Raw genomic sequence first — 20744 nt, forward strand, 5'->3', positions numbered from 1 at the left:
GTCAAAGCCCGTGGTAAGCAATTGAATTTTGTTGCTTTTACTGATTTTTTAACAGCCCTTAATTATCACCATGGCCGAATTAGCCGGATTAACTGAGAATTACTACACCCTGCAACAGGAGCTAGCCGATGCCCTCCAAGCCCTTGGCCGTAGTATTCACTCTTTGGAAAGGGACATAGTTATCAGCCATTGTGAAATTAATGCCGACCATGGGGTGGGGGTGTTACTACAAAGACTTTTTCCCAACTCAGATGAGCTATTGACAATTCGCTCCCATGATCTTTACGGCGGGCAACAGGAGTTTGGCGATCGCCATTTTTTGGTGCAGGGAGAAAATTTTGTCACCATTGCCCAACAAGTGCAATCACTTTTGCAATATTACGCTCCCCGAAGACTTTTATCGGTACCCTATTTCCCAGAGGATTACCGAATTTCCATTGCCCTAAAGCGACTGTATAACTGTCCATTGTGTGTTTTCATTATGGACGATCAAAATATTTACTCTCCCCAGGTGCCCGATAGTTTGGTAGAGGAATTATTGTACCGAGCCGATATTTGCTTGGGCATTTCCCGTCCCCTCTGTGATGCCTACGAAGCCAAATTTAAGCGTAAGTTTTGGTTTGTGCCTCCAGTGGTGCAGGGGCATTTGATCCAAACTGAGCAACCCCAGAGCTGGGACAGATCGCCGAGTGAGCGTCAGGGGGTGATGATTGGCAATGTCTGGAGTCAACAATGGTTAGATCAACTGCGGTCTTTGTGTCGAACCACGGGTGTAAAAATTGATTGGTATGGTAACCCCAACCGGGATTGGCTTAGTTTTACCGAAGCGGAGTTGGGGGAAGACGGCATTAACTTTAAGGGCTTTGTGCCGGAAGATGAGTTGATTAATCTCCTCCGAACTGCTGATTTTGCCGTTATTCCCACAGGCATTTCTGATCAAAGCGGCGATCGCCCAGAGTTAACAAAATTAAGCCTGCCTTCCCGCAGTTGCTTTATCACTGCCACTGCTAATTTGCCGATCTTGGTGGTTGGGAGTGCTGAAAGTGCCGTGGCCCAATTTGTCCAGAGCCAGGGCATTGGTGCTGTCTGTGCTTACCAGCCGGAGGACTTTTCCGCCAAAATTGATTACTTGTTAGAGAACCAAGGGCGTATGCGCCAACAGGCTTTTAAGCTTGGGAAAAACCTCAGTGCGGACGGCATTGCCCAATGGATTTGGGATTCCCTTGCCCAAGGTCAAGCTATGGATGCACGTTTTGAAGCTCAACAAAAACCGGTCAAGATCATCGATGCCAGTGTAGTCATTACCCCCAACGAAGTCACCTATCGCCACGGCACAGGAGCTTTGATCAAACGGGTATTTCCCAATGATGCCCAAATTATTTCTGTGCGTTCCGAGAACCATTACGGCGGTGATCATAACTTCGGCATCGAGTCTTACCATCTTCCCCAGCAGGGCTGGAGTCGTAAACAAATTTTCACCAATATTGCCCAGATTTTCGCCGACCATGAAGTTAGTCGGATTTTTTGCGTGCCCTATTACAGGGAGGATGTGCTGACGGCGATCGCCATTAAAGAATTGTTTGGGGTGCCCCTGGGCATTTGGATTATGGACGACCAGAACGTAGCAGTTAACAATATCCCCGACGATTTAATGCGGGAGTTTTTGGAAAAGTCCAATGTGCGCTTTGCCACCCATCCAGAACTGCGGGATGCCTATGAAAATAAATTTGGTTTGAAGTTTTGGATTTTGCCAGCAGTGGTGCCCCATGGGTTGATTAAAACGGAAATTTTTCAGCCCCTAGAGGAGAATTGTCAACAAAAACGGGGAGCCCTCCTGGGCAGTATCTGGAGCCAACAATGGTTTGCTGAACTTTGCCACAGCACGAAGGAAGCTGATGTGCAATTGGATTGGTACGGCAACTCCAAATATTATTGGCTGACAGAATCTAATGAAGATTTACAGGTTAAAGGTATTTATGCCCAAGGACTTTTTCCCGAAGATAAATTGGTGGAAAAACTACAGGAATACCCTTTTGTGGTGGTTCCCACTGGCACCATGGATGAGTGGGACGACCAGCCCCAGCTATCTCAACTTAGTTTACCGGGAAGGATTTTATTTGCCCTGGCCACATCTAACACGCCGATAATTTTGATGGGGAGTGAAAAAACCTCCGCCGCTAGTTTTATTAATCGCTTTCAGATTGGCGTGGTCTGTGACTATACCCCAGAAAGTTTTGGGGCTGCAGTAGCCGAAGTGTTAGATCCTCAACGTCAAAGAGTTCTTAGGGAAAATGCCGTGGCAGTGGCAGAAAAATTTGGTGATCAAAATATTGATAGTTGGATTTGGGATTCCCTCGCTGAAGGACAAGCCGTCGATGACCGCTTTGAATCCCTATTCCGGCGATCGCCGATTGACTTAGTGCATTTCATTGAACCTCCAGTACCCAGCCTGATCTACAAGGATTACGCCCAGGTGTACCAAGTTATGCGACGCTTAAAGGTCAACCATTATCACCCTGATTTTGTCATGGATGTGGGGGCTTCCCACGGCATCTGGTCTCACACTGCTAGTCAACTGTTTCCCGAAGCCCGATTCATTTTGATTGATCCTTTGATTAATCGTTATGAACAGGCTGCCCGCAACTATTACCTGAAGAACATTCCCAAAGCTAAGTTTTTAGAAATTGCCGTCTCCGACCAATCGGGCCAGCTCAGTTTTCAGGTTTCCCCCGATCTTTACGGTAGTTCTCTGCTCACTCCCGCCGATTTTCGGGACTATGAAACGGTGACAGTGGCGGTCAAAACCCTAGACCAGGTGGCCGAGGAAGAAAATCTTCAAGGGCGGGGTATCCTCAAACTGGATGTGCAATGCGCCGAACATATTGTCCTGGCCGGGGCAAAAAATTTCCTCGAGCAGGTGGATTTAGTGGTGGCAGAACTTTCCTACGTCCGCTATGACGAAAATGCTTTGGTTTTTTTAGAGATGCTTAATCTCTTGGATCAATTGGGTTTCCGCTATTACGATGAAACCGGTGAATGGCGATCGCCCATTGATGGTACCCTATTGCAGAAAGAAGTGGTGTTTATCCGTCAGGATTTCTTGGTACCTGAAACTAGCCGCAAAATCTAGCTTTTTTTCTGGTTCTTCTATTCTGTTTAAGTTTTTTCTTCTTTTTTTTTGTGATTCTAATTTCCAATCTCGACAACAAAACAAAATAGAACAATTAATTAGGGTTGAGGTTAAGATTCATGAAGATAATCCTTGCAGCTTGTGGTTATAGCAACTAGTATAGGACTCAACCCTGATTAGAAATTTTTGCTTTTCAGCGATCATCGCCCGGAGACTTAGGGGCTGATTTTGTTAGGGGTGCCATTGGGGGAAAAAACGGTAGACAACCTGACAATGAAAACAATTCTCTCAAAAAAACATTAAACGGATTCAAATCACCATGAAAAATTTAATGGAAAAAACCCGACATTCGTTATTATCATCAACAATAGACCAGAGAAATACACTTGTTGTTTTTGATGAACGGGTTCAAGACTTAGATACTCTGTACGACGCCTTATTACCCGGCGTTGTTGCTCACACACTAAATAGTCAGACCGATGCCATAACAACTATTTCCCAGTTATTGGCAGAAACAGGGGCAACTAAACTGGCGATCGCCGCCCATGGTGAACCTGGTACAATTTTTCTTGGCAAAAATCCATTAAACTCTCAGCAATTGGCGGCATATTCCCGTCTTTTAATGGAGTGGGGAATCAAGGAAATTGCCCTCTACAGTTGCCAAGTCGCCCAGGGCAATATTGGTAAACAGTTCGTTCACCAGTTGAGTGAGTTAACCGGCGCAGTCGTCTCAGCTTCAGCAACGAAGACAGGGTCTAAAGAACTCGGTGGTAATTGGTTGTTAGAAGTAACAACAGGTGAAACATCAGAACAATTGACTTTTAATCCATCGAGTTTAGATAGCTATCAGGGCATTCTCGATCGTTTTGACCCCTTCGTCACTTTCGATACAGGCATTAATCCTATCGCCGTAACATTGGGGGATTTCAACGGTGATGGCTTTCTGGATATCGCTACGGCGAAAAATAATGAAAATGTATCGTTGCTGTTGAGTAATGGTGATGGCACGTTTAATTCTCCAACTTTCGTAAACCTAAGCATAGGAGGTACTAATCCCTTTGCTATTGCCGAAGGAGATTTTAACAATGACGGCAACCTAGACCTAGTGACAGCGAATCGCAATAATAATAGCGTGTCGGTTTTGATAGGCGATGGTAGTGGTATTGGTAGTAACTTTACTACAACCAACTTCAATGCCGGAGTCAACCCTATCGATGTAACCGTAGGAGATTTCAACAACGATGGCAATCCAGATATCGCTACGGCGAAAGATAATGAAAACGTATCGATATTATTGGGTAATGGCAATGGCACGTTTGGCCCCCCAGGCTTTACTTTCCTAAGTATAGGAGGGACTAATCCCTTTGCTATTGCCGAAGGAGATTTTAACAATGACGGCAACCTGGACTTAGTGACAGCAAATCGTAATAACAATAGCGTGTCGGTTTTGATAGGCGATGGAAGTGGCGGCTTTACTCCGACCAACTTTAATGCCGGAACCAATCCTATCGATGTGACTTTGGGAGATTTTGACAACGACGGCAACCTGGATATTGCCACGGCGAAAGATTCTGGGGCAGGGGTATCGATATTGTTTGGTAATGGAAACGGAACGTTTACTGCTCCAATTTTCCTAATTACAGGAGGTACTCCTTCCTCCATAGGTGCAGGAGATTTTAACAACGACGGCAATCTAGACATTGTCACAACCAGCAACAGCAATAGTAATGTCTCGTTACTATTGGGCAATGGCGATCGAACATTTGAATCTGCCGCTAATTTTGCTGTAGATAGTGGACCTAACTCCATAGCTGTGGGGGATCTCACTAACAATACCCTAAGCGATGTGGTGACAGTGAGTCAGGGACAAAACACTGCGTCAGTCCTGATTAATGACAACCCCGCCGACCTACTTAATTCCCCATTCATCCGGTTTCAAAACACAAATCAACCCGGCACCTACTTGTTTGTTAATCAGGCAGAGGCCGCCGCTATTCGCAACAACCCTAGCTTGAGGCAGTTCGTAGAGGAAGGGGTTGCTTTTCAGGTTAGTCAACAAAAAACAGATCCACTACAACAAGGATTCTTCCGTTTTCAAAATACCAGTCTCCCTGGTACCTACTTGTTCGCCAATGAAGGAGAGGCTGCAGCTATTCGTAGTAACCCCAACTTGAGCAATTTCGTAGAAGAAGGCCTTGCTTTTTATGCCTATGGACCAGGCACAGGCAACGGCACCGCTGATTTCACTCGTTTTCAGAGTTTAGGCGTTCCCGGCACTTATCTCTTTACAGCTCCTGGGGAAACTGCTTCCGTGATAGGAAACCCCAATTTTGTCCAGGAAGGTATCGCTTTTTCTGCCGCTCTTGGTTAATTTAATTTAGTTAGCTAAAAATTAACTTCATAATCTTGTGTAAAACCCTCATTTCCAGAGGGTTTTGTCTTATTTAATGACTGACACAAATTCCAATAACTGTTAATTTTAGAGTTGAGGGGGGGAGAGCCTTTCTAACAGTTGAGCTTACTCTCCTTTAAAAATACTTTTGAGAGCAAACCATGCAGTGCGTAGTTTCCAAAATTTACTGGATTCCATGGCAGCCATCTCGGCTGTAATGATATTAATTTCCCCCTTTAGCAGATCAATATTTTTACTTAGGGCAGAAATTTTTTCGTGATGGTTTACATGCTCTAAATCGCCAAGGTATAGGCTGCCTATATCGTGCTGGATGGAATTGTTGAGTTGCAACCAGTCAAAAAATGAACGCTTTCGAGTTTTAGTATCATAGGGATTGGGAAAAAGTTCTTGTAATTTTTTGCTGTAACGGTACAGAATTCTTGCTTGATTAGAAATTGATTCACCGTTGTCAAAGAAATTATAAAAGGACTCTAGATTGCCATATTTTAGACTGTCCATATCGATAGATTTTTTTTGATACCATTGTAATAACGAGCCCGAGACATCATTAACAACATCATGTTTATCCGACATAATGCTCTGGGAACTAGAGAAATGATAAAAAACTAGAGGAGATTCGTTGACAAAAATTTCAGTATTAACATCCCCTGTTAAGATTCGGTTACTTAAATTCCAGTTAGCCACATTACATCCCGGATCTCGAATAACATAGAAGTCTTCAAAATATGATGGCACAAGATCTATCCAACGCTGATCGGTATAAATGCCATTGGCAGGATCAATGAAGCATAAATTAAGACATCTGTCAGACCACCAATCTATAAATTTATGACCTTCTAGACTAGCTTTAACACCAATAAAACCAAGATTGAAGATCCCGTGTCTGAGAATAGCTAACTCATTATCCCTAATTTTCTCTTCTGTTTTTTCTGGCTCAAGCTGATGAGGCGTCAGCAGGATGCTATTATCTTCCAGATGATCTAATATACCATCTAAGCTAGAGAAAATAGCTGTGTCAGGATCCAAAAAAATGATCTTTTGACATTCACTATAAGTCGAGAAAATTTTACGGAAGGCCAATGGCTTAACTGCTGTACACATTTCTACCACCGAATGCTTAAAAGCCCATTGAGGAAAATTATCTATATCAAGGCTTTCTATGAAAATTACCGAATCAAAATATTCATCTTGTAAATCAAAAAAATGAGGCAACTTATCAGATAAAACTAAATGAAATGTAATTGAATCATGGAATTTTTTGACTGATTCAGCTAGCACCCTTGCCTTGGGAATGTAACAACTAGTACAGCTAGTAAAAACATGCACTGTGTTATTTAAATCATTTAGGTTTTTCTGACTATTCATAGAATGATACAAAAAAATGTCGTTTGTTAGGGAAATAATAGCAGTTTTGAGAAATTAAACTGACATCTGGTAGTTTAGAGGAGTTTTTTCTTAATATCAAACCATAATTCCCTTAGCTTCCAAAACTTACTACTACGCATAGCATTTATCTCTGATTCCAGGAGTTGTTTAGATAACAGAAGTTCACTAATTTGATGTTCTTGATTTTGTATATATTGATTTTTATCATTCAGATTTTCGTTTAATAAGTTTAGTTTCACAGTATTTGCTTGTTGATAGTCATCAATTAATAACTTGAATCTTTGATTTAGTTTATGTTTTTCATCGCCACTACAGGACATAGAGATGACAGAAGCATAAAACTCTAGCAGTTTCTCGGAATTTTTACTCCAGTCTAGATAATTTTTAGCATATTCAAGGCCACCTTGAATTATTTTTGAACGAATCTCTGGATTATCCATTAAAAAATCAATGGTCTCAACTAGGGAATGACAATTAACATCTGACAAAATAAAAGAGTTGACAAGGTGAGTAAGATAATTGGCAATATTTGTTCTAGGAAGTATAACAGGTTTTCCCATAGCGAGGAACTCCGGTATTTTGGATGGGAAACGATAATCATTAAACTCATCTGGCCCTCCAGGCTGTACTAATATATCTGCAATGGATAAAATCGCAGGGATTTCTTCTCTCTTTACCCATCCCATTTCCCTGACATATTTTTTAACCCATAAATCATTCTCACCTAAAAAATCCAGGTTATTGTCTATACCAGTTCTTATTAGCACTGTTTTTTTTCCAGCCCGATTTCTAGCACCGATAGCTAGGTAAAGTTCTCTTACCTCTTCTTGGTTAGCTAAGTGCACATTCCCGGTATAACAAATAATTGTCGATTCCTCGCTAATTTCTAGTTTTTCAAGCAGATCTAAATCGGGTAGACGAGGATAAAATTCGAGGGTATCAACACCGGGAAAAAGATTTAAACAGGAGATATTAGGCTCAATAAAATCCTTAAGCTTCTCAATGATAATTGTGACTCCATCAGCTGTATTCAGAAAATCCTTGTATTTTTGAGGATGGGAGAGATTATGGGGTAAAAGCTTTTCTGCATGGATATCAAAATTATCCAGAGATATTCCCAGGAATCGACTGGTTACGCATTCTTCGTTATCTTCTAAATGAATAATAAGGGCAATATCATATTGGACTGATAGTTGGCAGCAAAATTTTCTCACATGTTCCCGAGGAGTCCAACAATGAACAATTCGAGGAGGAAAACCATTTTTAAATTTACTAGGCAGTTGCTTCATTTGCTTGTAGTCAACCACTGAATACAAACAATTAGGCATTTCCCTGACTGAATCTTGGTTATAGGGCACAGCAACAACACAATCACATCCAAGCCTTACCAATTCATTTGCATAATGATGAACATGCACTGCACTATTGGCGGGAAAGTCAGAATGGGAAACTAATAAAATGTTATGGGGCATGGTAGTGGTTGCAAGAAGTCGCTTACAATGGTTTCGATACACTCTTATAACCTGTGGCTAGATGCACTTAGATATCGGAAGAAAATAGGATTATGGTAGAGAGAGAGTCCTAATCCCCTTGTTGCCGAAATAGGTGAAGGATGTCTAGTTTTTTTAAGGTTGAGTCACCCTAATTACTTTAGCTTATTAATGTCTGAAATTTCCAACAATTTTTACAACTTACAACAGGAATTGCTTGGGGCTTTGTTAGCTCTTGAACGAAGTATAAAATTCAAAAAAATTGACTTAATTGTGGGTTGTTATGAAATCAATAGCCCCCATAACACAAAAACTGTCCTTAGGAACATTTTTAATTTTAGCACGGATACACTTAAGCTTTCTTCTCACGATTTTGATTTTGAGTCAGGGGAGATTCTTTCCGTGCAAATAGTACGAAAATTGGATCACTGTATTCCTCGGCGCCTTCTCTGCATTCCCTATTGCCCTGAAGACTATTATTTAGCATTAGCAGTTAAACGTCTTTACAACTGTCCTTTATGTGTACTGATAACAGAGGACACGTTTATTTCTTTTGATAATAAAGAAAAAGAATTAGGATGGAAATTGTTTAATCAAGCAGATCTTTGCCTAGGTGGTTCTCCACAATTATGTGAAGCCTATGGCAGTAGATTTAATCGTAAGTTTTGGTTTTTCCCTCCGGTAATAGAGAGAAGAATAATTAAAACTGAAGTTCCGAATATTGATGATCATAATCTAGCGGAATATAAAGGGATCACTGCTGGTGATAATTGGAGTCAAGAATACTTAGATAAATTACGTAAGCTTTGTAGTTCTACAAGCATAGAACTAGATTGGTATGGTGATCCTAATCGCCAGTTGTTAATGTTTCAAGAGGAAGAAATAGCAAAGGATGGAATTAAATTTAAAGGAAAAATATCAGAAGATGAGTTGGTTATTCTAATGCGTTCTGCCAACTTTGCTGTGATCCCTACTGAGAGCTTTGATAACCATGGCAATAACCCTGAATCAACTAGTCTGAGTTTACCCTATCTTCTCTGTTTGATCACCGCCGCCACCAATTTACCAATATTGGCATTAGGAAGTCCTGAAAGTGTGGTTGGTGATTTTATCCTAAGTAATAATTTGGGTTTAGTTAGTAGTTATCAATCTTTGGAATTTTCTCAAAAATTAAATGACATCCTACAAATTGATAATCAGAAGAATATACGGCGGCGATCGCTACTTTTAGGGCAAAATCTCAGCGCTGATGGCGTGGCTGAATGGATTTGGGACTCTTTGGAGCAAGGCTCCCCCAGGGATTATCGTTTTGAAAAAATCCAAAATTTAGTCAAGGTCATCGATGCCAGTGTGGTTATTACGCTCAATGAGGTTACCCCTCGCCATGGTACGGGAGCCCTGGTACGCCGAGTTTTTGCTGATGATAGTCAAATTATTTCTGTCCGTATGAATAATGACTATGGAGGAGACCATTGCTTTGGTGTTCAATCCTATCATTTTCCCCATTATGGCTGGACTCGTAAGGATATTTTCATCAATATTGCTGATATTTTCGCTGACCACGAAGTTAGTCGAATCTTTTGTGTCCCTTACAGTACTGCAGATGTGCTGACGGCGATCGCCATTAAAGAATTGTTTGGGGTGCCCCTGGGCATTTGGATTATGGACGACCAAAACGTAGCAGTTAACAATATCCCCGACGATTTAATGCGGGAGTTTTTGGAAAAGTCCAATGTGCGCTTTGCCACCCATCCAGAACTGCGGGATGCCTATGAAAATAAATTTGGTTTAAAGTTTTGGATTTTGCCAGCGGTGGTGCCCCATGGGTTGATTAAAACGGAAATTTTTCAGCCCCTAGAGGAGAATTGTCAACAAAAACGGGGAGCCCTCCTGGGCAGTATCTGGAGCCAACAATGGTTTGCTGAACTTTGCCACAGCACGAAGGAAGCTGATGTGCAATTGGATTGGTACGGCAACTCCAAATATTATTGGCTGACAGAATCTAATGAAGATTTACAGGCTAAAGGTATTTATGCCCAAGGACTTTTTCCCGAAGATAAATTGGTGGAAAAACTGCAGGAATATCCTTTCATTGTGGTTCCCACTGGCACCATGGATGAACGGGATGATCAACCCCAATTCTCCCAGCTGAGCTTACCTGGACGGATCTTGTTTGCCCTGGCCACATCTAACACTCCAGTAATTTTGATGGGGAGTAAAAAAACCTCCGCCGCTAGTTTTATTCATCGCTTTCAGATTGGCGTGGTCTGTGACTATACCCCAGAAAGTTTTGGGGCTGCGGTGACCGAAGTGTTAGATCCCCAACGTCAAAGAGTTCTTAGGGAAAATGCCGTGGCAGTGGCAGAAAAATTTGGTGATCAAAATATTGATAGTTGGATTTGGGATTCCCTCGCTGAAGGACAAGCCGTCGATGACCGCTTTGAATTCCTCTTCCGGCGATCGCCGATTGACTTAGTGCATTTCATTGAACCTCCAGTACCCAGCTTGATCTACAAGGATTACGCCCAGGTGTACCAAGTAATGCGACGCCTAAAGGTCAACCATTACCATCCCGATTTTGTCATGGATGTGGGGGCTTCCCATGGCATTTGGTCCCACACCGCCAGCCAACTGTTTCCCCAAGCCCGATTCATTTTGATTGATCCTTTGATTAATCGTTATGAACAGGCTGCCCGCAACTATTACCTGAAGAACATTCCCAAAGCTAAGTTTTTAGAAATTGCCGTCTCCGACCAATCGGGCCAGCTCAGTTTTCAGGTTTCCCCCGATCTTTACGGTAGTTCTCTGCTCACTCCCGCCGATTTTCGGGACTATGAAACGGTGACAGTGGCGGTCAAAACCCTAGACCAGGTGGCCGAGGAAGAAAATCTTCAAGGGCGGGGTATCCTCAAACTGGATGTGCAATGCGCCGAACATATTGTCCTGGCCGGGGCAAAAAATTTCCTCGAGCAGGTGGATTTAGTGGTGGCAGAACTTTCCTACGTCCGCTACGACGAAAATGCCCTGGTCTTTTTAGAGATGCTCAATCTCTTGGAACAGTTGGGTTTCCGTTATTACGACGAAACTGGCGAATGGCGATCGCCCATTGATGGTACCCTATTGCAGAAAGAAGTGGTGTTTATCCGTCAGGATTTCTTGGTACCTGAAACTAGCCGCAAAATCTAGTTCATTTCAACTTACTTTGCCCAGATAATGTCTCTAGTTTATCTTTCTTGCTGATACTACTCTCCATCTTTCTGTCATCTAATGCTCAAGCAACTGCTAAAAAACAACCGTGCCATCCAACGAATCAAATCCCTAAAGGATCTTGTACTGGAAAAATTAGACTACCTCCGAGAAGCAACGGATTACGTCAAAGATGTCAGTCTACAGAATCGCCAGGCGATCGGAGCATTTACAGAGCAACAGACTCAAAATGCTAATCAAATCATGGAGAGCCAAATCTTCTTAATCAAGTCTGCCCTAGACCAGGTTAAGACATTGCAATACTTGATAGAGACCGGTCAAGAGCGGCAGATAATCTTTGAGAGGATGATGGCAGAACATCATGGAGAAATTGAAAATGTTTATCAAGAATTCAAAAAAATTAGAGAAGAAGCTCTAAGAAGTGATCAACTGGTCCACCAAGAATTTAGAAAAATTAGAGAGGAGTCTGAAAGAAGCAATAGTTATATCCACCAAGAATTTAAAAATATCAGAGGAGAAGCTGAAAGTCATCAGAAGTTATTAACCGTTCAGTTTTTGAAATTGCAAGAAGAAAATCAATCCCAGACTGTTTTTGTCCGGGAGAACCTAGCTCAGATTGCCGCCGATGTCCATGATCAGAAATTTAAAGTGATCACCGACCCCAGCTATTTCCAGGCGATCGACATTGAGCTGATGCTCTATCTCTACTCCTATCTTCCCCACCGACGGGCGATCGATGTGGGGGCCAACCGAGGTGATGTCTCCGCTAGACTATTGCAGACGGGCTATGAGGTCTATGCTTTTGAACCTTTTCCGCCAGTTTTAACCCAATTACAGCAAAGATTGGGACAAAATAGTAATTTCCATGCCTTCAGTTATGCCTTGGGTTCTGCCAATGAGACCAGGGATTTACATCTGGTGGTGGATCAAACGGAAGATAAAACCTTTGACGATGCCAGTTTTTATAGCAGTTTGACCCGCCATTCCCTCGCTGAAGGCTTGGCCTTCCAGGACAGTGTTGCAGTAGAAGTCAAAACCATCGCTAGTTTGCATGAAGATGGAATCCTACCCGATGATATTGGCTTAGTCAAAATTGATGCAGAGGGCTTTGACCTAGAAGTTATCAAAGGCATGGGAGATTTTCGCTACCCAGTGGTGCTAGCGGAATTTTGGGATCCCACTTTTCCCTTTGGACAAACAGGAGCCATAAACCACCTAAAGGATCTAGTGCCAGCTATGCGGCAGAGAGATTACCGCTGGCATATCGTCATCTATCGCATTTGGGGACAGCACGAGGTCAGTTATTACTGCAACTCGGACTATTCCTTGGAAAATTCCTGGGGCAATGTTTTCTTCTTCCAGGATTACGAAATCTTTAGTCAGGCATTAAAGTGGTGTAACGCAATTATGCCTGCCACCTATTTTGCTGTGTAACTTGTCTCTAAGTGGAGCAAAAAAAGCATTCGGTAGTCATAGTCGACAAAGTTATTCAGAGTTCCACGGACTACTGGTTGTTCTATGCTACTACTCCAAGATAACTATTCTTATCTCTCGAAGCTGGGTGAATTTAAGCGATTGCAGGGAGAAATTCCTGGTTTTTTCCTAGAACAGAGTGCGGCTCTCTGGGATGCTTTGCTAAGTTTCCAAAATACCCATGGTATCCATGGCAATATGCTGGAAATTGGAGTTTATAAAGGTCTATCAGCTTTGATGTCCTCCCTTCACCTCAAAGAAACAGAGGAATTTGTCCTGATTGATTGCACCAGGCATATTGAAGATGCAGAGGTGAATCTTACTCCTATTCTCGGTGCCAGGGGCAAGTATATTCAGCGACCTTCTTATCAAGTGACAGCGGGCGCCCTTGGTGATTTACGTTCTACTTGTCGTTGGCTCCATATTGATGGGGAACACACAGGTAGGGCTGTGATCAATGACCTTGAATTATGTGAACAACTACTGTCAGACGACGGCATCATAGTCCTGGATGATTTTTTTAATCCCATTTATCCACAGTTGGCAGAAGCACTATTCATTTTCTTGAATCAAAATCCTTTCAAATTGTCAATGGTTTTATGTGGCTGGAATAAGGCCTATCTTGCTCGACCAATGTTTGCCATCAACTACCGTCATTTTATTCGCCAGAAGTTGGCTGATGAACTCCACAACAGAGAAATTCATAAGTTTGTGATCACGAAAACCGCTACTCTAGACGAATCAACAGCTTTTGGTATCTGTGAACAGAGATTTGTAGACAGAGATTACTATGGCTTGGACTCCGACCCCGATTTTTTACCTGCTTAGGTGATTAATATGAGTGCTCAAAAAAAAGAAGAAGCTCCAAAAAATAAATTTATTACCTCGATTTTGACTTTTAGAATAGAAGTTGTTTCCCCATACTTATTCTTATTAGTATTGACGTGGAGCGCTCATTTTTTATTAATAAAAGATTTTGGACTTTACGAGGATGATTGGGGTTTTACTGCCACGGCGATCGCCAATGACTTTACCCAAAATTGGAACCGTCTATATGGTGCCATTACTAGTTTTTGGCAGGGTCGCCCAGTGCATATGGCTTTACTCACCTTTATTCCCTTTTGGGGAGCTAAATTTGGAGGTATTCAGACATTATATATAATTGGTTTTGCTATTCTCGGTTTTAATACGTGTCTGTGGTTTGCCTTTATACGTCGAATTACCTGCAGTGGCTATGGAGCATTGATCGCCAGTCTATTTTTCTGTCTCTACCCAGCGGACACAACTTTTAGCTTTCTTCAGCATCTTTTTGGACTACAAACCTCTTTATTGTGCTTATTGTTGGCCTTTCATTTTTATATTACTATTTCTTATTCAAAAATATTTACTTTTTGCTTGAAGGGGATTAGTTACTTATTGGCAATTTTATCTTTACTTAATTATGAAAGTTTATTTTTGGTTTTTTTAACTGCTCCTTTATTTCGTCCTCATCAAATAACTCAAAAACAAAAAAATTATCATTTCTTCATTGTTTTAGCCATTGGTATTAGCTATTTTTTACTTCGTCGTTGGGCTGGAGAATCGAGAGCTAGTAACATGGGAGTTGTTAATGCATTACAAAAAATTGTTCAACAAATCACATTAGGTCCTTTAGTTTCCCTTGGCTCATTTATTCTCCGTCCTGCACAGGTTTTGAACGAACTATTGGGACAATATTGGTCAGTTTTACTGATTAGCTCACTGCTATTTTTGTTTATTTTAATAAACCTATTCAATTCTCGCTGGGGACAAGTATTGCGATCCAGTGATAATCCTGATTTTAATTCCTGGAAGCGCTGGTTAATAGTGGGCTTGATGATGACAATTCTAGCTTACCCTTCAGCCCTACTCCTATCTGTGACAGCCATTGATGGCCGTGATTCTCGAGTCCATTTTTCTGCTTCCTTGGGTACAACCCTTATTTTTACTTGTCTTTGGATTTTGCTTTTACTTACTGCCCATAGATGGCGGTTTAAACAGTACATAATAATATCGATTTTATCCCTGCAATTAGGGTTTTTATTCACTTTTTGTTTAGATGTTCAACACCAATATCGCCTGAGCTGGCAATCTCAACAGACTTTTATACAGGACGTAATCTCCTTGGCACCGGATCTACAGGAAGGCACAACAATTTTATTGCAGGCTCCAGGTTTAGTGACAGGAAAGCAAATTAATCCTTTTGATTGGAGCTTACCTTGGGTGCTAGAATCCGTGTATTTATTCCCTTCGGACTGGGAATTTGTCCCAAGAATTTATCGAGTCTATTCTGAAACTAGTTTTCCTACATTTTGGCAAGAACACATTGTAAATGGAAACGAGCTTATCCTATCTCCAAACAACCCAGGTTTATACTTTTATTTCCCTTGGGAGCCAGAGCGAGTTATCAGCGGAGAAAACATAATTTTGCTAGTGCGGGAAAACGATAAGTTAGTCCGTAAAGACTATATTGAAGGCAGATCGGGACAAAAAATTGTCCTTAAGCCAAAACCACAATCCACTTTGCCGCCGAATTTTGCGACTACGCCCATATTTGATCGTCTAATAGCATCTAGTTGTGACCATTGCCGCCAGGGATCTCCCATTTACTTTGAAAATCCCTAAAATTGGCACTCTCCAGTGCATGGCCCGTGGGGTGAATCTGCCAGGAAAAATAAAGTTTGGCAAAAATCGCCCCTATCAGTTATGATGTTTGAAGCGACGCGGGATAGAGCAGTCTGGTAGCTCGTCGGGCTCAAGTCGCAAGATGTAAACCATGAGCACTAAGCTTAAGGGTGACATTGCAGAGCAGACCGCCATTCTTCATGCTTTGAGGCTTGGCTGGGGGTTCTGAAGCCATTAGGAGACCGTCTTTCTTATGATCTGGTCTTTGATGTCGAAGGAGTCCTCTTGAAGGTGCAGGTTAAAAGTTCCTGGTTCAGCGAAAAAACTGGCAACTATGTTGTTGACAATCGTAGAACAAGGACAAACAGACAAAACATTGTTAGATCTCCCTATGGTGAGAAAGACTTTGATTTTGCTGTTGCCTACGTTGAAGAGCTTGACCTGTTCTATGTCTTTCCGGTTGATGTCTTTATTAGTTACGGTAGTGAGATTCACCTGGTCGAAACTGATAAACGTCAGAGAAAACCAAGGTCGTTCGATTACCGAGAAGCTTGGCATCTCATCTTGCAAAAAGGGGCTGCGCAAAGGGAGACCTCTGCGTGATTATCTCTCAAATTCGGGGAAGCCTTTCAAATGGTAATCCCGAGCCAAACCTAGGACCATGAGATATTTCTAGGAAGGTGTAGAGACTTGATGGGAGACACCCTAACAGGAAAGCTGAGGGTGAAGGGAAAGTCCAGACCACAAACTGACAAGGTCAGGCAGTGAAAACTGTAGTTGGTAAGCATAACCCGAAGGTCGGTGGTTCAAATCCGCCTCCCGCCATTAAAAAAAAGAAAAAAAACTCCCCCCTCCAGACAATGGTTGGGGGGTTTGTTTTATTCAGTCTAAAGTTTATGGCTACTGACTCCACTGCCTACACTTGGTTAGGCGATGCTCTAGAAACTATTCAGCGGGCCCATTGGCATCGTCATCCCCAGAGAATTATCCAGGGGCCAGGGCCGAAAATTGAATTGGAGGGGCAACGGTTAGTTAATTTTGCTAGCAATGATTACCTTGGTTTAGCTAGCCATCCTGACCTAAAAGCAGCGGCCACTAAGGCGATCGCCGAGTGGGGGACGGGGAGTACGGGGTCCCGGTTGTTGAGTGGTCATCGTCAGCTACACGAAAATTTAGAACAGACCATTGCCCACTGGAAGGGAACGGAAGCGGCTTTGGTGTTCAGTTCTGGATATTTGGCTAATTTGGGCACCATTACGGCGTTGGTGGGTAAGCGGGATTTAATTTTGGCGGACGAATATAACCATTCCAGCCTCAAGCGGGGAGCACAGTTGAGTGGGGCCAAGGTAATCAACTATGACCATGGGTGCCCAGAAGTTTTGACCGCTCTGTTGGTTCAACATCGAGACCATCACCGCCGTTGTTTGATCCTCAGTGACGGGGTGTTTAGTATGGATGGCGACCTATGTCCCTTGCCCCAATTAGTGGCGATCGCCGAAGAATTTCAAAGCATGTTGCTAGTGGACGATGCCCATGGCACCGGCACGATGGGAAAAACGGGTACAGGCTGCCGGGAGCATTTTCAGTTACCAGTGGGGGATTGGATTCAGGTGGGAACCCTCAGCAAAGCCCTGGGGAGTTTGGGAGGTTATGTAGCCGGCAGTGCTGCCCTAATTGATTTTTTGCGGAATCGAGCTGCCACCTGGATTTATACCACCGGCCTTTCCCCCGCCGACACTGCCGCTGCCCTGGCCGCCATTAAACTCATCCAACGGGAACCGGAACGCGTTGCCCAACTCCAGCACAACGTTGATTACCTAGCCAAGGGATTAGAAGGTTTAGCAACATCAAACTTTCGGCGATCGCCAAACAATGCCCCCATCCTCTGGGTAGGGGCCGCCAACCCAGCCAACGCTCTCGAAATGGCTAAGTATTTGCGAGAACAGGGAATTTTTGCTCCGGCCATTCGTCCCCCCACCGTTCCCCACAGCCGACTACGTTTTTCGGCCATGGCCACCCACAACCTAGGGCACATTGACCAATTATTGGAAGCGCTGGATCGCTATTACCTCCATCAGAATTCCCCTTGACGGTGAACCTTTGTCAGCCGACCCACTTACTCCTTGAATATCACTTCCCTGCCGTGGGAGAGTGAAGTCAGTCAAGGTTTTGGTTAAACTTAAAATAAAACCAGAAATATCTTTTAATTTTTTACAGTAAGAGTAAGCATTATCAATGGGCGACACTATTACCCTCCTTTCCCGCCGAGAAATAGAAAAAATGCGGCAGGCGGGCCAACTATCGGCGGCCCTACTTGATCACCTAGCGCCAATGGTGCAACCGGGCATAACCACCCTAGATCTCAACGACGAAGCGGAAAAATGGACAAAAGCTCACGGAGCCATCAGCGCCCCCCTTGGTTATAACGGTTTCCCCAAATCTATTTGCACCAGCATCAACGAGGTTATCTGCCATGGCATCCCCCACCGCAAACGGGTCTTGCAGGAAGGAGACATCATCAACGTTGACGTTACGCCAATCCTGGACGGCTATCATGGCGACTGTTCCCGCACCTTTTTTGTCGGTACCCCCAGCCCAGTGGCAGAAAAACTGGTCAAAGTGACCGAAGAATGTCTACACCTAGGCATTGAAGCAGTTAAACCAGGCGGCAAAATTGGTGATATTGGAGCTGCTATCCAAAAGCATGCCGAAGCCCAGGGGTTTTCAGTGGTTCGAGATTTTGTCGGCCACGGCATTAGCAAAATTTTCCACACCGCCCCCCAAATTCCCCATTACGGCAAAGCGGGCAAAGGTAAACGGTTACGCCCAGGCATGGTATTCACTATCGAACCCATGATCAATGAAGGCACCTGGGAAGCGGTGTTACTAGATGATGGTTGGACTGCCATTACCAAAGACGGTAAGCTTTCCGCCCAGTTTGAGCACACCATTGCCGTCACTGAAGATGGAGTGGAAATTTTGACCCTAGGGGAGTAGATTCAGTGAAAAATTGGCAAATTGAACTTTTATACGACGGTGAATGCCCCCTTTGCCTCCGAGAGGTTAATTTCCTGCGTAATAAAGACCGGGGCCGGGGTTTGGTTAATTTTGTGGACATCGCCCAGGCGGATTACAATCCCCAAGACCATGGCGGCATCAGCTTTGAGGATGCCATGGCCCGCATTCATGCGGTGAAGGCCGACGGAACAGTAATCAAAAATGTGGCCGTTTTTCGAGAAGTGTACAAAGTGCTAGGTATTGATTGGCTGTATGCTCCCACCCGCTGGCCCATCATTGGTCCCTTGGTGGACAGAATTTACGACTTTTGGGCCGATCGCCGTTTGAGCTGGACAGGACGGCCGAGCTTGGCGGAAATTTTAGCCCAGAGGGAAAAGGGCATGTGTGCAAATGGTGGCTGTGCATTGCCCGTTGCCGGTGGTTCCGAAGTTGTCCACTAAGAATTTCCTTCACTTGAGCTAAATTTTGGAAAGATGTCCATACACTCTCACTATGCTCAATGTGGCCATAAAAATGTTGTCAAAAGTGGAAAGTGACGGTGTATTGCACCGATAACTGGAGGCCCTATCAACAACTACTGGATCACAATTTTTTAGAGAGATTTTTGGGAAAATCTATCGCTCTGAACTTTGCGAGCATAATCTTAGCCATAGCCATTTTCATGTAAAAAAGCTAGGTCGATATCTTTCGCCTGACCCATTACCTGGCCTCTGGACAAAAATCGGGCCGCATATTTACCCAAAATATCCCCCTCCAAATTGACCCAGTCCCCCGGTTGCAGTAACTGTAAATTGGTTTCGCTATAGGTGTGGGGAATAACGGCCACGTTAAACCAGTCTTCGCCACAGTCCGCCACTGTTAAACTGATGCCATTGACGGCAATACTGCCCTTAGGAACGAGGTAGGGAGCTAAATATTGTTGCCATTGCCCCTGTAAACTGCCCACTGCCCCAAAGCTGAGCAGCCAAGCATTATCGGTTTGTTCATTGCTCAATAATTGCCCCACTCCGTCCACATGGCCAGAGACAAAATGTCCCCCCACTTTTCCCCCTACCCGGAGGGAAGTTTCAATGTTGACCGCTGTGCGTCTTTCCTTGGCTCTGCCTAGGGTAGTACGTTGCAAGGTTTCCGGAGAAACGTCCGCTAAAAATCCCTGGTGGGCGATCGCCTCTACGGTGAGGCAAACTCCATCCACTGCAATGCTGTCCCCCAGGGAAATATCTCCTAAAACCCGTTGAGCGTCGGCAGGGGCCAGGGTAATTTCCAGGCGATCGGCCCGCTGGGCAGAAAGATAACCGAGGGATTGGATAATACCAGTGAACACAATGGCAATAATTTAGGGGAACAACCACCATTGTCCCAGGTTGAGCTAGATTGCGGCACAATTAGCCAAAACCCTTGGGTGCCATGGGCTTGGGATGGATATTGTTCTCCTCTCCGACCCCAGTAAATGGTCAATGCGCCTACAATGGTTACTGTTCTTGCCCGTTGAAGAGATAATATGGCTGATAATCCGGAAAAAGACGCATTCCTCTATCCCAAGGGTAAATATTATGGGGATTTCAAGCCGGAAAAATTGGTTTTTAATGCAAATTTACAGGAATTTGCTCAAAAGGTAAGCGTCATATGTAATCTAGAGACCGCAGGTAAAATCGAAACCATGGAAGCCTATGAGAGAATCAAGCGACTTTGGAAAAGTTTGAAGGAGAGCAAAAAAGAGTTGGGGATTGGGCAAGATCCTTTCAAGCCCGACGAACCGCCTCACAGTTAGTTTTTGGCCTCTGGGGATTCCCCGATTAAATAACCCAGCTTTATCTCTGTGTTTGATTCGCCGTGTTTAATTTTTTGACCACTTCCCCTGCCTCGCCCAAAATATCCCTCAATATTTGGGTTCTGGTCAGTTTGCTGATCGCCGCTTGGATTGCGGTGCCAGTGATTTTCGTTTTCCTGGGCATTTTTTCCTGGCAGGGAGAAATTTTTACTC

Annotated in this window: 14 protein-coding genes; 11 read left to right on the top strand and 3 right to left on the bottom strand. The window is 43.6% G+C overall.

What is annotated here, in order from left to right; translation table 11 throughout:
* Positions 1-70: 70 nt before the first annotated feature.
* Entirely contained in the window at positions 71-3130 is a 3060-nt protein-coding gene (locus IQE94_RS00830) for an FkbM family methyltransferase (RefSeq protein WP_223342508.1), read from the top strand.
* Positions 3131-3449: 319 nt separating this feature from the next.
* Positions 3450-5501, top strand: coding sequence for an FG-GAP-like repeat-containing protein (locus IQE94_RS00835; RefSeq protein WP_223342509.1), 2052 nt, complete (start codon positions 3450-3452; stop codon positions 5499-5501).
* 147 nt (positions 5502-5648) lie between these two features.
* Here IQE94_RS00835 and IQE94_RS00840 read toward each other — a convergent pair whose 3' ends face one another.
* The gene (locus IQE94_RS00840; RefSeq protein WP_223342510.1) at positions 5649-6908 is read right to left on the bottom strand and encodes a glycosyl transferase; all 1260 of its coding nucleotides are present in this window, start codon (positions 6906-6908) and stop codon (positions 5649-5651) included.
* A 74-nt stretch (positions 6909-6982) separates the two neighbouring features.
* Positions 6983-8401, bottom strand: coding sequence for a glycosyltransferase (locus tag IQE94_RS00845; protein WP_223342511.1), 1419 nt, complete (start codon positions 8399-8401; stop codon positions 6983-6985).
* Between the two features lie 420 nt (positions 8402-8821).
* Here IQE94_RS00845 and IQE94_RS00850 point away from each other — a divergent pair, with 420 nt between their 5' ends.
* The 8 genes from IQE94_RS00850 (at position 8822) to IQE94_RS00885 (ending at position 19200) form a co-directional block, all read left to right on the top strand.
* Entirely contained in the window at positions 8822-11605 is a 2784-nt protein-coding gene (locus tag IQE94_RS00850; RefSeq protein ID WP_223342512.1) for an FkbM family methyltransferase, read from the top strand.
* Positions 11606-11686: 81 nt separating this feature from the next.
* Positions 11687-13060, top strand: coding sequence for an FkbM family methyltransferase (locus tag IQE94_RS00855; RefSeq protein WP_223342513.1), 1374 nt, complete (start codon positions 11687-11689; stop codon positions 13058-13060).
* Positions 13061-13144: 84 nt separating this feature from the next.
* Positions 13145-13927, top strand: coding sequence for a class I SAM-dependent methyltransferase (locus IQE94_RS00860; RefSeq protein WP_212715542.1), 783 nt, complete (start codon positions 13145-13147; stop codon positions 13925-13927).
* 9 nt (positions 13928-13936) lie between these two features.
* Complete coding sequence (locus IQE94_RS00865; protein ID WP_223342514.1) at positions 13937-15742, top strand: hypothetical protein; 1806 nt, start codon at positions 13937-13939, stop codon at positions 15740-15742.
* 258 nt (positions 15743-16000) lie between these two features.
* A complete protein-coding gene (locus IQE94_RS00870; RefSeq protein ID WP_249214034.1) occupies positions 16001-16345 on the top strand; it encodes a group I intron-associated PD-(D/E)XK endonuclease in 345 nt (114 codons plus the stop codon).
* Between the two features lie 293 nt (positions 16346-16638).
* Complete coding sequence (gene bioF, locus IQE94_RS00875; RefSeq protein WP_212715544.1) at positions 16639-17832, top strand: 8-amino-7-oxononanoate synthase; 1194 nt, start codon at positions 16639-16641, stop codon at positions 17830-17832.
* 145 nt (positions 17833-17977) lie between these two features.
* A complete protein-coding gene (map, locus tag IQE94_RS00880; protein ID WP_212715545.1) occupies positions 17978-18739 on the top strand; it encodes a type I methionyl aminopeptidase in 762 nt (253 codons plus the stop codon).
* A 5-nt stretch (positions 18740-18744) separates the two neighbouring features.
* Positions 18745-19200: a thiol-disulfide oxidoreductase DCC family protein gene (locus tag IQE94_RS00885; protein ID WP_212715546.1), complete on the top strand. Its 456-nt coding sequence runs from the start codon at positions 18745-18747 to the stop codon at positions 19198-19200.
* Between the two features lie 203 nt (positions 19201-19403).
* Here IQE94_RS00885 and ribE read toward each other — a convergent pair whose 3' ends face one another.
* On the bottom strand, positions 19404-20084 hold the full coding sequence (ribE, locus tag IQE94_RS00890; RefSeq protein ID WP_212715547.1) for a riboflavin synthase: 681 nt from the start codon (positions 20082-20084) through the stop codon (positions 19404-19406).
* Positions 20085-20261: 177 nt separating this feature from the next.
* On the opposite strand from ribE, the gene IQE94_RS00895 reads away from it, so the two are divergent.
* Positions 20262-20531, top strand: coding sequence for a hypothetical protein (locus tag IQE94_RS00895; protein ID WP_223342515.1), 270 nt, complete (start codon positions 20262-20264; stop codon positions 20529-20531).
* Positions 20532-20744 lie beyond the last annotated feature (213 nt).

Origin of the sequence: Synechocystis sp. PCC 7339 (assembly GCF_019924095.1) — a bacterium.
Classification (GTDB): domain Bacteria; phylum Cyanobacteriota; class Cyanobacteriia; order Cyanobacteriales; family Microcystaceae; genus Synechocystis.

Bases quoted from the DNA above. Each gene is read 5' to 3' on its own strand.
- IQE94_RS00830 (WP_223342508.1), top strand. From the start codon at position 71: ATGGCCGAATTAGCCGGATTAACTGAGAATTACTACACCCTGCAACAG.
- IQE94_RS00835 (WP_223342509.1), top strand. From the start codon at position 3,450: ATGAAAAATTTAATGGAAAAAACCCGACATTCGTTATTATCATCAACA.
- IQE94_RS00840 (WP_223342510.1), bottom strand. From the start codon at position 6,908: ATGAATAGTCAGAAAAACCTAAATGATTTAAATAACACAGTGCATGTT.
- IQE94_RS00845 (WP_223342511.1), bottom strand. From the start codon at position 8,401: ATGCCCCATAACATTTTATTAGTTTCCCATTCTGACTTTCCCGCCAAT.
- IQE94_RS00855 (WP_223342513.1), top strand. From the start codon at position 11,687: ATGCTCAAGCAACTGCTAAAAAACAACCGTGCCATCCAACGAATCAAA.
- IQE94_RS00860 (WP_212715542.1), top strand. From the start codon at position 13,145: ATGCTACTACTCCAAGATAACTATTCTTATCTCTCGAAGCTGGGTGAA.
- IQE94_RS00865 (WP_223342514.1), top strand. From the start codon at position 13,937: ATGAGTGCTCAAAAAAAAGAAGAAGCTCCAAAAAATAAATTTATTACC.
- bioF (WP_212715544.1), top strand. From the start codon at position 16,639: ATGGCTACTGACTCCACTGCCTACACTTGGTTAGGCGATGCTCTAGAA.
- map (WP_212715545.1), top strand. From the start codon at position 17,978: ATGGGCGACACTATTACCCTCCTTTCCCGCCGAGAAATAGAAAAAATG.
- IQE94_RS00895 (WP_223342515.1), top strand. From the start codon at position 20,262: ATGGCTGATAATCCGGAAAAAGACGCATTCCTCTATCCCAAGGGTAAA.